Source organism: Paenibacillus helianthi (genome assembly GCF_001909055.1).
In the GTDB taxonomy this organism is placed as follows: Bacteria; Bacillota; Bacilli; order Paenibacillales; family Paenibacillaceae; genus Paenibacillus_AQ; species Paenibacillus_AQ helianthi.
This window is the reverse complement of record NZ_LVWI01000038.1, coordinates 86,953-101,954: the sequence shown is the minus strand read 5'-3', so window position 1 is coordinate 101,954 and position 15,002 is coordinate 86,953. Positions and strand designations below refer to the sequence as shown.

The 15,002-nt window shown below is 52.8% G+C and carries 9 protein-coding genes; all 9 read right to left on the bottom strand.

From position 1 onward, the window contains the following. Window positions 1-12 precede the first annotated feature (12 nt). Window positions 13-654, bottom strand: a complete 642-nt coding sequence (locus A3844_RS13735; RefSeq protein WP_074107676.1) for a histidine phosphatase family protein — start codon at window positions 652-654, stop codon at window positions 13-15. A gap of 39 nt (window positions 655-693) precedes the next feature. Further along, on the bottom strand, window positions 694-1,497 hold the full coding sequence (locus tag A3844_RS13730) for an AAC(3) family N-acetyltransferase (protein ID WP_074107675.1): 804 nt from the start codon (window positions 1,495-1,497) through the stop codon (window positions 694-696). A 397-nt stretch (window positions 1,498-1,894) separates the two neighbouring features. Beyond that, complete coding sequence (locus tag A3844_RS13725; RefSeq protein ID WP_074107674.1) at window positions 1,895-3,484, bottom strand: response regulator; 1,590 nt, start codon at window positions 3,482-3,484, stop codon at window positions 1,895-1,897. After that, window positions 3,481-5,376, bottom strand: coding sequence for a sensor histidine kinase (locus A3844_RS13720; RefSeq protein WP_074086708.1), 1,896 nt, complete (start codon window positions 5,374-5,376; stop codon window positions 3,481-3,483). The genes A3844_RS13725 and A3844_RS13720 overlap by 4 nt, the downstream gene beginning before the upstream one ends. A gap of 101 nt (window positions 5,377-5,477) precedes the next feature. Further along, window positions 5,478-7,175 (bottom strand): type 2 periplasmic-binding domain-containing protein, encoded by a 1,698-nt coding sequence (locus A3844_RS13715; protein ID WP_074086707.1) that lies wholly within the window; start codon window positions 7,173-7,175, stop codon window positions 5,478-5,480. A 129-nt stretch (window positions 7,176-7,304) separates the two neighbouring features. Continuing rightward, on the bottom strand, window positions 7,305-8,195 hold the full coding sequence (locus A3844_RS13710) for a carbohydrate ABC transporter permease (RefSeq protein ID WP_074107673.1): 891 nt from the start codon (window positions 8,193-8,195) through the stop codon (window positions 7,305-7,307). 18 nt (window positions 8,196-8,213) lie between these two features. Then, on the bottom strand, window positions 8,214-9,167 hold the full coding sequence (locus A3844_RS13705; protein ID WP_074086884.1) for an ABC transporter permease: 954 nt from the start codon (window positions 9,165-9,167) through the stop codon (window positions 8,214-8,216). Between the two features lie 1,140 nt (window positions 9,168-10,307). Continuing rightward, entirely contained in the window at window positions 10,308-13,547 is a 3,240-nt protein-coding gene (locus tag A3844_RS13700; RefSeq protein ID WP_074107672.1) for a cellobiose phosphorylase, read from the bottom strand. A 40-nt stretch (window positions 13,548-13,587) separates the two neighbouring features. Further along, entirely contained in the window at window positions 13,588-14,928 is a 1,341-nt protein-coding gene (locus tag A3844_RS13695) for a glycoside hydrolase family 30 protein (RefSeq protein WP_074107671.1), read from the bottom strand. Window positions 14,929-15,002 lie beyond the last annotated feature (74 nt).

The following is a 15,002-nucleotide window of genomic DNA, read 5'->3' as shown; positions in this document are numbered from 1 at the left end:
GACTAATGAGGGCTAATCAAATAGTTCATCTTCTACGCTATTCACATAATGGCTTGTATCCCCGTGCAGCAGGATCTCCGCCTGTCCGTCCGTAAAATCGATCCGGCAAAGACAGGTCGGATAAATATATGGCAGGTCCCATAGCTTCTCCATAGCTCTCTCTTCAAAATAAGCCATCAATACTTTAATCACTACGGTATGGGTAACAATCAGGATGCGCTGCCCGTCATGTGCCGTCACAATATCCTGCAGCTTCTCCAGCGCCCGCTTCTGTACCCCGGCAAAGGTCTCGCTGCCTTCCACACTGAATTTCTCCGGGTCCTTCCAAAAATGATGATGCTGCTCCGGGTCCCCGGCCTCAATCTCGGCGGAATCTCGTCCTTCCCATAACCCCATACCAATTTCTATGAATTCATCGCAAGCGATCAGCGGGATGCTCCGCTCCCCCCGGACGATCTCTGCTGTCCGCAGTGCCCTTGGGCTTGAACTGGAGTAAATCATATCTAGCGGTTCCTGCTGGAGCCCGCGGTTCAGCCACTCTGCCTGCTGTACGCCAAGCGGTGTAAGCGCCGAATCGCGATGCCCCTGCATCCGGTTCTGGACATTCCACTCCGTCTGCCCGTGCCGGGTTAAATATACGGTTGTTGTTTTCAAGAAGATCCTCCCCTTTATGTAAAATGAACTTATTTTCGGCTATACCCGCTTGTGCTCCAGCCATTTCACCGCATAGTCTACGAGCTCGTGCTGCGGGATGAGCTGGGCTGCCGCTGCGGCAACCTTTCCATAAGTAATCTGTCCCGTCTCTTGTCCAAATTCCTCACCAATAGCGGCAAAATCCTCCGAATTCCAGTTATAATCCCTGTACTCCACCCATTGTCTGGCCCCGTTGACCAGCATGGGCGCTCCCGCAGTGACCTTCTGCTTCCCGGCATACTCAGCCCGGTATTCGGCCAGGTGCAGTGAAGTATTATTGTAGCTGTCCACGCCAAGCAGCAGTACGCTTCCCTTCAGATCATAGATCCGGGCCAGAGGCGATTGTTCACCAAAAGCAGCGTCCAGCGCATGCCCATCGAGAATCTCATCCCTGTGCCTGCCCCAGGCAGCAAAAGAATGGACCGGATGGCTGCTGCGCCGAACCCCCTTTTGCTTACGGAAGGTTTCGGGAATTACGCCCATTCCCCGCAGCAGTGTAAGATCCGGGTCATAGGCCGGCATTTGTTCCCGGATGCTCTGCCACCACGCCTCCGGCACCGGCGGATTGCTCCAGCCTGATGGATCGGTCAGATCGGAGGAGTGGGTCGGCATCACCAAAGTCCCCCCTTCTCCAAGCACCTGCTCCAGCGCCAGAATAACGGCAACCGGCCCGCCTGCCACCCATTGTCCCAGCGATTTAAAGGAGGAATGCAGCAGCAGCGTCATCCCTTCACGCACCCCAAGCTTCCGAAAGTCGGATGCCAGTGTCTCCACTGTAATGAGTTCCCCTCGTATTTCTTCCATTCGAACACTCCCCTACAACTCTCATTCGACGGATCCGGGCAGAACTGTGCCATTTTCAGCAGCCCGTGTGCTTAGCACTGCCCCTCACGTATCCGAAGACAACTTACCTGGCTTCGAAGAAGCTTTCCTAATCATCTGCCCAACCACGCACTCGGTTCCATGATCATTTAGCTGGAATTCCTCCCACTAATTCTTCTCATAACAACCCCTATCCATGTTTAGTTGGAATTAGTGCACTTGAATTTTCCGTAATCGTTAGAATACACTCAAATACGCCTACAGCTGAACATTCAAGTTCCCTTTTTCCACCTAAATCGAAAAAAGAGCACAAAATCACTAAATTAGTTAAACAAATTCCAACTAACAAAAAGAGCAGTGCCCCTGCCTCTCCGCCTTCTTACGATTCCTTATCCCCCAGACGCCCGGAATACCGCTCCAGCAGAAGCTTGGCGCGGTATTCGCCTGGCGAGATGCCCTCCAGCTCCTTGAACACACGGGCGAACTGCTTGCTGTTCTCGAAGCCGACGGCTTCGGAGACACCGGCCAGCTTGATGCGGTTCTCAGAGAGCAGCGCCTTGGCATGGCGGATCCGGACTCTTTTGAGATACAGCACAAAGCTCTCTCCGGTATAGGCCTTGAAGGCCTCACTGAAATAAGAATAGTTAAGCGACACATGGTTACTCACCATCGCCATATTCAGCGGGCGGGCATAATTCGCTTCAATATAGGCGAGTGCCTCCTCCATGTCGGCATGCTCCGTATGGGCAGACTTAATTCCTATGATATAATCGTTCACCGTAATGAGCAAATGTTCCAGTGTCCGGTAATAGTCGTGAAAATGGCGGAAATTATACAGATTGCCCACCGTACGGTACAGCTTGAGCACTTCAACGGAGGCCTCCCCGTGCAGCCGGAATACCTCATCAAGCACCCGTTCGTTCATACTGCGGCCCACCTGTTCCAGATACGCCAGATCCAGATGCTGCAAATGATCCAGTTGAAAAATCGCCCCCAGCAGGCTTCTGATTTCCTTCTCACGGTCCGTGCCGAGCATGTTCAGCAGCTTGCGCAGCTCCTCCTCCGGCGATGGAAAACGCAGCCGTCCTTCGCGCAGATCTGCGTAATCTATGAAGCTGGCCTGCGGTGGCAGGAACGTATACTGCAGCGCGCGGCAAGCTTCTTTGTACGCGGTGCGGAAGTCTGCCGGATTCCGGGTTTCACCGCTGATACCGATGAGCAGACCCGTCAGTTCTCTTGCCTCTGCCTGCCGGGCCAGCTCCAGGAATGCCTCCTTGCCGGCTCCGATCAGGACCAGCTTCCCTTCCCAATCCGTCAGAATTTCAGCAAACGGCCCGGCCAGCGGTCCGCCCATCCGTTCAATCAGTCCCTGAACTTCGTCCGGTTTCATCCGGGCCCCGTCTTTGTAATAGAAATTCAGCACGCCCACTGTAAAAGGAACAGGCAGCTGTTCCAGCTCCTGTTGCTGCTCGGGTGACGGCTCCACAGGCTCCTGCATGAGCAGTCCGCGCAGGCGGGCAGTACGCAGCTCCTGGCGGTAGCCCTCCGTCTCCTGTGCAAGTCTCCGGGAATTGGACTCCTGCTCCAGACACTCTCTGCTGATCTGCTCCAGAATCCCGAACAGCTCCTCGCGTCTTATCGGCTTCAGCAGGTAGTCCTTGACGCGGTAGCGGATCGCACTTTTGGCATATTCGAAATCATCGTAGCCACTCAGAATCACGACCGCAGGTCCTTCACGGCCAGGCTCCGCCTCAGCGGACAGCCGCTCCAGCAAAGTAATCCCATCCATCACCGGCATGCGGATATCGGTAATAATAATATCCCTGCGCTCCTGCTGATACAGTGCCAGCGCTTCTGCACCGTTCCCCGCGAGCGCGATGCTGTAACAGGACGGGTATTCCCGCTCAATCATGGCCTGCAGACCCTGGCGGATCATCTTTTCATCATCTATAATCAGCAGCTTCTTCATATCTGTCTATCCCCCGTCAAAAGAACTTTAGGCAGCGTCATGAACACCGTCGTCCATTCCCCCGCTTGACTCTTCACTTCCAGCCCGTAGGCTTCCCCGTAGAACAGCTGCAGCCGCTGGTGCACATTCCGCAGTCCTATGCCGCCGCCTCTGTAACCGCCTGCTGCGGACCCGGAAGCAGCCATACCCGGCTCCTCCTTGGCATAAATCGAGGTATGCAGCTCCGTCAACCGCTCCGGAGACAGCCCAAACCCGTTATCGCGGATCGCAATGAGGATTTCCCCGTCCGCCTCTGAAATCTGGATACGGATGGAACGGTCTTGAAGCTCCTCCGCTCCGGCTGACCAGGCATGCTTCACGCTGTTCTCCACGATCGGCTGCAGGGACATCTTCAGCACCTCCAGCTCCAGATAGGAGGGTGCAATCGAAAGCTCCAGCGTGATGGGATGCTCAAACCGGATATTCATCACTTCGATGTAATTCTCGATATGACGGATTTCATCCCGCAGCTTCACATATTCACCGGACCATTTGAAATTGTAGCGCATCATGCCGCCGAGCGAGGTCAGAGCATCGGAGATGCCCCGCTGATTCTCAATCTCTGCCAGCATTTTAATATTTTCCAGCGTATTGTAGAGAAAATGGGCATCGATCTGGTTATGCAGGGTCCGCAGCTCCGCTTCTTTGGAGAGTGCCTCCTTGTTCACGGCCTGGGCAACCAGTGTATTGATTGTATTCATCAGCTTGGAGAAATGATGCGCCAGTTCCCCGACCTCCCCGCCTCCACGGATGCTGATGCCCGTGTACGCCTCCCCTCTGCGCACCCGTTTCATCGTCTCCGTCAAGCGGCGCAGATTCTTCAGAATAAAGGCATTCAGCACGTAGGCAATAGCCGTAACCAGAACAATAAAACCAATATTGAGCCCGATAATCAGATTCCGGGTATGCGAAATATCCTTCATGACATTCTCCATCGACACTACATTCAGCAATGAAGCGCCAATCTGCGTAAGCGGGGTGTGAACCAGCAGAAAGGAGTTACCGTTCTCCTTGTAGTGGACATCCCACTCCCCGGTTTCCGCATACTGCCGCAAGCGTTCGGTAATCGCTATGTTCAGCTTTGGGTTATCCTCCTCAAAAGAGTTGTCCGCCCGCGTAAACAGCTGCAGCCCATCCCCCGTGATGAACATCTGCGACTGGTTGTCGCGCACATCGGTATAGGTTTTCGGCGTGAAGCGGCTGAGCAGCATATCCACCTGAATCATGCCGACATGATGGCCGGCCGGAATACTGATCTCCCTCAGCAAAGAAACCTTGGGCTGTCCCTCCGGTGCCTGGCCTGTATAGCGCTGCATGGGATCCGGATCATTCTTCTGAAAAGACCATAGCTCCTGCCCCTGCAGCTTCAATGCTTGCTGATACCATGGCTCCATGGACACCCGTTCCTCCCGAAAAATAATCGGCCAGATCTCGTGCACCTCCTTGCTCCGCGAATACAGCCGCAGATGCTCAATATTGGGATTATTGAATTGAATCCGGTTCAAATTCACAAAAGTGGTCGTATTGAAATCAATCAGTTCTCCGAGTGAAGGATCGCTCTCATTGAGCAGATAATTCCGGATCACCTTATCGGAATAAGCCATCTGTGCGGCCCGTTCCATGGCTTCGATCTGATTGAGGATATGCGTCTTTTCCATTTGTAGCAAATAGCTGTTTTTGTCCACAGCATCGCGGACATACGTATTATTGATTGCTCTATAGGAATAGAAGGACACCAGCAGGCAGGGACCCAGAATAATAAAAATATAGGCCGCCACCAGCCGGCTTTGCAGCGATCTTCGTCCCCACCAATAGCTGAAGGAGCTCCATAATGCCCCGGTTCGTTTGTGCATGTTCACCTGTATCCTGTACACCTCGCCTCTAAGGCCGCAGATTAGAAGAAAATAACCCAAAAGCCCGCAGTCAGCGGGCAATTGGGCAGTAGTATAGTGAGTTACATTCCAAGCTTTTTCTTATTTTCTTCGTATTTCGTCTGACGGTATGCGTCAAAGGTCGCCTGACCTTCTTTTTCCTTCTTCGCCAGATACTCACTCCAGAGCTTATCGAACTCCGCATCAGAGGAAGCCATCAACAGCTTCGGCAGCGTTTTGCCACGAAGGTTTTTGAGCTTGGTGGCGATAATGCCTTCAGGCGAGTTGCCCGTAGGATCAATCTGCTGGAATTCGGAAGTGTTAACCGCTTTGCCGCGGGTCCAGTCTTCCAGCTGCTTGAACGGTTCAACGGATTTTGGAGCCCATTGGTCCGTAATATTTGTATTTTGCATCATCCAGAAGGTGAAAGAAGATCCGTACTTCTTATCGAAGGCCGCACGGTCCTTATTCATTAAGTCAAAGGCTTCCGGCAGAAATTGGTCTTTACCGTCAATGGTATCATAGCTGACCCCTTTTTCACCCAGGAAAAGATCCTTGTTGCCTTCTTCACTGTTCAGGTAGCTGAGGAATTTAATCGCCCGGGCTTTATCCTTCACATCCTTGGAGATCAGGGTTACTGTCCAGCCCGAGATCCCCGGCCCGTTCAGTGCCGGAGGGTCCATCTTGGTGTTCGCAGGTCCTTCTACAGCGATATAGGTTTGTTCCGGATTCTTCTGATAGATGGTACCGAGCTGAGGAGCAAAGTCGGTACGTTGATAGAGCATGGCGAAATAGCGGCCTTGCGCAATCTTTTCTTCCATTTGAGCGCGCTTGTCAATGAAAATGTCCTTGGACAAAAGTCCGTCCTGGTTGGCCTGGCGGAGCGTCTTCATCCAGCGTACATATTCAGGATCGGTTTCACGGTCATAGACCTTGCCGTCCTTTTCCCACGGGATGTTCAGGAAGTTCTGAATATAACCTTCCAGCGAGTCGTTGCCAGTCTCAGTGAACTCATGCAGACCGAGCGGAATAATCGGCTGGCCGTTAATCTCAGGGTATTTCTCCTTCGCCAGCTTCAGTGCATTCAGGAAGCCCTCCGGTGTGCGCATATCCGGGCTACCGATGGCTTCATAAATATCCTTGCGGACGACAAATGTCTGGTTGGAGACATAGTTTTTGCCGTATTTTTTATAGTCAGCAGGTGAAGAGGAGGAGTTAGGATAGCCGTATACATTGCCGTCCGGTTGTGTGTACCAGCCTAGCTTGTCGGCATCGGATACCTTGAAGAAGTACGGGTCATATTCTTCGGCCAGCTTGTTTAGCGGAAGCACCAGATTGCCCTCGATCATCGTCTTGACCGCATCTTCCCAGAAGCCCAGTGTAATGAAGTCAGGCAGCTTGCCGGAAGCAATCAGGGTGTTGAGCTTCTCATTCTCATTCCCTGCGGGAACAATGAAGTTGATATTTACACCCGTCTTTTTCGTTACATATTTGGAGGTAGGGTCTACGCCCCATTTATTCGGAAACCAGGCGAAATTCAGATACCAGTCGAACGTGATTGGTGAGGTGTCGCTTTTCCAGCCCGGCTCATCCGCCGAGACCGCTGACGCCGCCGGTTCTGCCGGTGCTTTGGTGGCCTCTGCCGCATTTGTAGCAGCCCCCGCGTTATCCTTGCCATTGTTTCCGGCATTATTGCCACTTGAACAGCCTGTTGCCGAGAATGCCAGCATCAGCCCCAAGAGCAGCAGCACCATTGCTTTCGGCTTGCGTTTCATGCCCATGCTTATTTACCCCTTTTCTGAAATTGTAGTAAATTATAAGCTCAACTCCATAACCCATCATGTGCCGGGTGCCGGAGGAGTTACCTTTGTGGCTTGATCGCTTGGGTTGGGTTGGCTTGAAGACAAGCCTTAGCCCTTGATCGAACCGATCATCATGCCCTTTACGAAGTAGCGCTGCAGGAACGGATAGACGAACACAATCGGCAGCGTGGTGACCACCATTGTGGCCAGCTTGATAGACTGGGAAGTCACGCTTTTGGTAACACTGCTGCCCTGCACGGCCACCATCATCTGGCTGGAGCTGGACTGCGCCACCACCCGGAACAGGTAAGTCTGGATCGGCTGCAGGTCCGGATTATTCACATAGATGATCCCGGCAAAATAATCATTCCACTGGTACACACCATGGAAGAGGGCAATCGTGGCGATGACTGGCATGGATACCGGAAGCACGACCCGCAGGAAGATGGACCAGTCGTTGGCACCGTCTATCCGTGCCGCCTCCTCAAGACCCTCGGGAATTTCCCGGAAGAAGGTCATGAAGATAATGAGATCGAAGAAGCTGAACATCACCGGAATGATGTAGACCATGAAGTTATCCAGCAGATGCAGGTCCCGGTTCAGCAGAAAGGTCGGGATGAGACCACCGTTGAAGAACAATGTAATCGTGCCCAGCAGGATATACAATTTGCCGCCAATCAGCCCTTTGCGGGATAACGCGTAGGCTACCATCGCCGTGAAGAACACATGCACCAGCACGCCGAGCACCGTTTTGGCAACCGTAATTCCCATGGCCTGCATAATGCCTGGACTCGCGAACACCGCGTCGAAATTCTTCAGGCTGAACATGCGCGGCCACCAGTAAATCCCGCCCAGCATCGCATCATTTCCATCATTGAAGGCATTGATCAGCACGTACCAGATCGGGTAGAGCGTCAGGAAGCATACACACAGCATAATCAGATTGTTGACGATATCGAATAGGGCTTCGCCCATCGTCTTGCGTTTGAGAGCAAACATTGGTTAAGTCCTCCTTGTCTAGAACAGCGACGTATCGTTGATTTTTTTGGATACCTGATTGGCAATTAGCAGTAGAATCAGTGCAATGACCGCCTTGATCAGGGTGACCGCCGCAGAGTAGGAGAAGCGGTTGGAGACTATACCTGTATAGTAGATGTAATAGTCGATTACGTTGCTGGCGCTGTCATTGAGCGAATTGCGCAACACCAGAATCTGGTCAAAGTTGGAGTTCAGCACACCGCTGACTGCCAGGATGAAAAGAATGCTGATTGTCGATTTAATCGCCGGCAGCGTGACAAACCACATTTTCTGGAATCGTCCGGCTCCGTCAATCGTCGCTGCTTCATACATTTCCGGAGAGACCCCGGAGATGGCTGCCAGGTAGATGATTGCGGACCAGCCAAGCTCCTTCCAGATGTCGGAGGAAATGATAATCGTCCAGAAATAGCTGGGCTCGGCGAGATAGGTAATCGGCTGATCAATCAGATGCAGCGACAGTAGAATGTTGTTCACAATTCCCACATCCGCAAGCCATGTTGCCAGAATGCCGCCCAGTACCACCCAGGAGAGAAAATGCGGCAGATACGAAATGGTCTGAATCGTTTTTTTGTACCTTAAGGAACGGACCTCGTTCAGAAACAGAGCGAAAATAATCGGAAGCGGGAAACCGATCAGCAGCTTGATCAAACTGATGCCCAGTGTATTCTTGATGACATTGACCAGATCCTCGTCATCCATGAACTCCCGGAAATGCGTCAACCCCACCCAGGGGGCTTCAGCTATGGATTTCACAATGTTGTAATCCTTGAAGGAAATAATCAGCCCGTACATTGGAATGTAGTTGAAAATAATCATCCAGACCACGCCGAGCAGGGCCATTGTCTGTAAATGGCGCTGGACCAGCAATCTCCTCCAAAGCGAGCTTTTTCGACCTGAACCGGTTTCGATTTTTGGCGAAAGAAGCGGCTGCATCGCCTGATTTACTTGGGTGCTTCTTTTGTTATCCATCCTATGGCCTCCAAAATCTATCTGTCTGTATTTATATGAAGCGCTTACAGTTCCATGTGTTTATTGTATCGATTTTCGGATGGGGCTGTAAGGGTCCAGATTTCGTATTTGGGGGCTGATTTTTCGGCTATATGATTTGAAGGTGAAGCCTGGATTAAGGGTCGGGCGCAACTGCGGGGAATGTTTGGACTTCCGGCCGCTGTTATGTTTGGATTTCTTTGATTGAAACCGCTGCTCGCGGTAGAAATCCAGACATAAAGGCGGGCGCTAGCGCTCCTCCAGTTCCAAACTTCCCCTCCGCTGCTTCACCCTTAAGTGGGTTTCAAAGTTCAAATGAAAATAGAAAATCAGGCGGAGTGAGGGGCAAGGAGAGGCCTGTTCAGCCTCTCTTCGCCTTCACTGTCCACCCTGAGCCTTGGCCACCTCGCCGTTCTAGGATTCAGTGGTGGCTGGTGGCTAAGGCTGCTTCAGTTGCTATGATGGCCTCTTACTTACCAGCCTGCTTAATTGGAAAAAGTAACACTAACCTGAGTGAAACGACTAGCAGATCATGGTATGTTGGAGAAAGGATACTTAATCCGGACAGTTTGAGCGAAAATAGCCGATGCTGCCCGGATTAGGTGGAGGAAATCCAACTAAACGTTGCTGTGCGGCTGATTTGGACTAATTAGTTGTAGAAATTCCACCTAGAATCCTCCATTGAACAAGGAGCCGTTCTTCTAATGGAGCACTGGCGTCAGTGGTTCTTTGCGGTTCCTTAGGTTCCTTAGGTTCCTTAGGTTCCTTAGGTTCCTTGCGATTCCTGCCGGTTCCTTGTATTAACCATTATTGCTAGCCAGTTACTGAAACTATATAGATTAAACTTAAGAGCCTAACTTGCTGTAATGGCGAAACCCTTGGTCTACAAGGAATCTCACCATTCAGCATGCAATCATTCTTAAACTCAGCTTATATAGTTACTGCTCATACTACTGTATTTCTACCATTTATTACTTCTACTCATTACTTCTACTCACTACTTCTACTCATTGCTTCTGCTCATTGCTTCTGCTCAATGCAGTTTAACTAAGTTTACAGCCCGTTTTTCAAGCCTGGGTGGGTCCGTTACTCCAGCACCGCCCGGATTTCGATGATATCGCCCCGGCGCAGCGCCTCGGCCTCCGTACCGCGCAGCAGCGAACCGGAGATCCGGCTCACGGTGCCGTCACGGTAGGTCAACGCCAGGCTCCGGATGGAAGCCCCTCCCTCACCGAAGGTGTTCAGATGGCGTGGATTGTGATAGGTCACCCGCGTCTTTCCCAGGAAAGTGAAGGATACTTCCGCCTGCTCATCAAACAGCCAGCCCGGAAGCGCCGGGGCAAAAGATAAGGCCAGTTCCCCGTCTACCACCGAGAACATGCGGCTTCCGGCCATCATCGTCCGCCACATGCTCAGGAACTCTGCGGTGGAACCGCTAAGTCTGGCGACGAAGCCCCTTCCGTGCGTGCCCGGATCGGGATTGCCGCCCGTGGCAATGAAGGATGAGTTCTCCAGGGTACTCCGTCCATATACTGCAGGGTCGAGGAAAGGGATGAGCGAGGTTCTCAATTCCCCGTAGAATTCCTCATAGAGCCCCGCCTTCAGCAGCTCCAGCAAATATTTGTAGGACATGTGCAGGAAGTTGGACTCCCGCTCCAGCCAGCCCGGCGTGAACGCGCGCATGCGTCCGATTTCATTGGACTCCTTATCCAAAGAGACCGATGTGCGGTACATCGACGTAACCGGATCATACAGCTCCGTTTGCTTGATCCGGTTATAAATATCCCGGGCCTCGCCCTCATTGTCCAGCGTTTTCAGCCAGCGGGCCGGCCCCTCCAGAAAGTACGGCAGCGGGAAGGCTTCGAACGCTTCCACCACCGCCTTGGGCAGACCATAACCGCTGATTACCGGCTGGCCGGCCTCGTCGGTCACCGCCTGAAACCGCGTAGCCTCAAAGCGGAAATAGGTCGGGGTCAGACCGCCCCCCAGTTCGACTGCAAGATTAATCCCGATATCGATCTTGCGCAAGAATTTGCCCAGCGCCTCAAGAATCACTGCAAGGGGTACCTGCCGCTCTTCCCCGGTGATACCAAAGCGGATACGCTCCCGATAGGACTCACGTGCGGACGATACGGTATTCCAGTAATCAAACTGCGCAAGCTCTCCTGCCAGAACAGCGGTTGTCGCACTGTGTACCTGCTCCAGCAGCAGGGACATTTCCGCAGGAAGCTTGGCGGCTAATCCCGAAGTTCCAGTCCCCTGCACATTGCTCTCCAGAACCTCCAGCAAAAAGACGATCATCCGCTTCAGCTCAAACGTCTCGCTCATCCCTGAACCGAATAACCCCGGCAGTCCGTTCATAGCGTCATTCCAGCCCGGCTTGTTGCCCTCCATCTCCACGCCCATGCCATAAGGGTCCAATGTGGCAAATTTGTTCAAGGCCAGCGACAGCATCTTCACGAACAGGCTGGTACGGTAGATGTCTCCATTTCCGCCTTGGGTACGGAGCCAGTGCGTCTCCGAAGCCTTTCGCTTCAGCAGATGCAGCTTCTCCTCATCCTCCAGAAGAGCACCATATTGACGTACTCTGCCATCACTCAGCACATATTTCTCGCTGCGCGGCAGTACATAGGCCGGGCTGTCATAGAACGCATAACTCTCATCTCCGAAGAGCAGCTCCTGTCTGCATTCCGGAAAAATATCCAGATAGCCCTCCACCAGATCGAGGTTGTAGGTCCAGTGATCCGACCAGAATCCTTCTCCGAAGGCGGCCTCAATGTTCTGCTGCGATAAGGCCAGTACCCCGCTCAGAAAATCCTGCTCACTCGCCTTTAATGTAACATCATGGTCGGCAATATAATTGATCAGGCGTCCGGGAGTGAAACGGCCCGCGCAGAGCTTCATCAGCTCCTCCTGATGATCGGCAGCCGACCCGCGAATCCACTCCGCAAGCTGCGGCGACTTGCCCGGCAGAATTTCAAAGGTGGTCCCCTGTACACTCAGCGGATTGTAGCCATCCGCCTGAATCAGGCTGTAAAACATTTTGATGTTGAAGCTGCCGACCCGGGGATTGAAGAAGACATCATTGCGCCGGTTCTGGTTCATATCGCGGAAATTCCCGTTGCCCTGCGAGTAATACTCCGGTGCCAGCGAGAAAAAGTTGTAGTCACGCTCCATGTCGCCGTGCTTGCGCGAGAACAGGTGCACGACAAAGCCTTCTCCTCCATTGTCGAAAATAAACGGATAGCCGCCGCGCAGGAAATTATCCAGATAGGACTGCCGGCAGTACGCATCAAATATTGGCGAAGCGGTGCGGGTAGCAATATCCGCCGTCAGCTCGTCGGTCAGGCTGGCCGCTTCCCGGGCTTTGGACGTAATGTATTCATCGCGGCAGAGGGCTGCCGCTTTCCGGTTGATTTTATCGATGTCGTTCACATGCCCAATGATGGTATTCAATGTCAGCCTGCTGCCCGGAGTGAGCGTCCGCGCCGTGCCGCTGAAGCCGCAGGGAACCTTGTTGACGGGATACTGGGGCTGTGCCAGCAGTTCTGCAAGCTGCAGACCAGCAAAACGCTCCGGAAAACCTAGGGAAGTATTGCCCCCAAACACCGTCTCAAAGTCCACAACCGGTGCCAGCCGCTCTCCTTCTGCTGTGAAGGACAGATAGAAATGCCCGCTTCGGATTTCGCTGACCTGCGCATCATCATTGGTGCTGGAGCGCAGCTTGTAGAACGGAATACCGTTGTCCAGATTATATACTTCCATCCAGCTGCGCAGCAGGTTGCCGATCTCCTTGTACCCGCTGTTTTCTACACCGTACGGCAAAATCTCCGGCAGACCGTCCAGAAGCTCCAGTTCAAGCTCGCCGCCGCTAATATTTTCGATTTCTACGCGCCGGACCAACGCCGCATAGTCGTCATTCGGCAGATTGAAATAGTGGACGGTTGTTTTTAATCCGTAGCCCGTATGGGATTCCTCAATCCTCAGCCCGTTTGGAAGAATCGTCATCTTGCGTTTTGCATCGGAATCAGGCCGTGCCGACTGGAACGGCTCATATATTTCCGGAGTACCCTTTATCTTGATGAATGTACGGAAGCCGGACGAAGCTACGTTCTTGTAAGAAATATTTGCCGGTGAAAACTCCATAATCGGTGAGTTTTTGTCGCGTACCCCGAAGCTGGAAATTCCCTGGCCCCGGTTCACATAAAAGGTCCACATCGGAATGCCCTTCAGTCCGGCCAGCCCGGGCAGAAAGCTCGCGAATGGCTTGCCCTCATGAAACTGCTCAATCACAAAGTTGCCGGAATCAAAATAATATTGGCTCATACATTTGCCTCCTTCAAATTAAACTGCAGCGATGAACGCATTATGAAAAAATGAGATGTGTTGCAATGGAGTGCGGCGGCAGCTCGCATGCGGCCAGCTCATCGCCAAGCCCCAGAGTCACGCTGCGCATCTCTTCCCCCTCGTTCATGAGGACAACGGCGAAGCTGCCGTCCGGATTGCGGAATGCAGTAGCCAGAACGTCTTCGGCGGCTGAATCCAGGCCAATGCGCACAGCGCCGGGAACAATGAATTTGCTGAAATGCCCAATGTAATAATACGAGCTGTTGTAATGCACCTCATCGGAAGTGGTATCAGCAATCACCGGAGCATCGCAGAGATTGCCCACATGATTTGGTCCTCCGGTCTCGTCGAGCACCAGATTCCAGTCCAGGTAACCTTCGGTCCAGGCATTTAGGTCACCAATCATATTCCGTCCATAGCGTTCACCCGTGAACCATTCGCCCAGACGCACACCACCCTCCTGGCAGCCTTCTGTGAACAGCAGATGCTTATCCGGGAAAAGCTCATGCACCTTGGCCACCTTATCGAATTCCTCGCCGCCGTACCAGTGAATGCCTGTACCCCATACATACCGGGCAGCTTCCGGGTCGGACAACACGGTAGAGGCGCGTTCGACCATGATATCGCGGTTGTGGTCCCAGATAACGATGTTCACATCTGCCAATCCCGCCTCATGCATCACAGGGCCCAGATGGTTTTTGACAAAATCCCGTTCCTCTTCCGCACTGTATATACAGGAATCCCAGGTCTGTACGGCTGCCGGCTCATTCTGCACGGAGACAGCCCAGACCGGAATGCCTTCCTTGCGGTAGGCCTCAATGAATTTGGTATAATACCGCGCCCAGACTGCTGCGTACTCCGGCTTCAGCGAACCGCCGTTGTTCATCTCCCCATTGGTCTTCATCCAGGCCGGGGGGCTCCAGGGGGAAGCCAGCATCGTGAAGGGGCCGCCTCGCACCTCCATCGCATCTTTGATCAGCGGAAGCACCCACTTGTGGTCATGGGAAATATCAAAAGTCGCAAGCTCCGTATCTCCCTCCTGCACATAGGTATAATTTCCGAGCGCAAAATCGCAGCTGTGGATATGCACACGCCCCATGCTGTAGTTCAATCCTTCTTCAGGGTGAAAATACTTCCGGATGACCTCCGCCCGCTTCCCGGGGCTCATCCGGGACAAGGTATAGGCCGCCGCCTCCGTGAAAGCGCCCCCAAAACCAAGCATTTGCTGAAACTCCTGCTCCGGCTGCAATTGCACATCTGCGTGCTCTTTGGTTGTGCGGGCTCTGAATACGATCGCCTCTCTGGGGCTTAAGCGTTCTCCCGTATCCCTGGCAGTTACCACTGTGCGTGCCTTTGTCATTTCATCCAGCTCCTTTTTTATGCTTATATGATAATCGAAACCGGTTTCGATTATTTCGAAAAAAAATGCGCGCC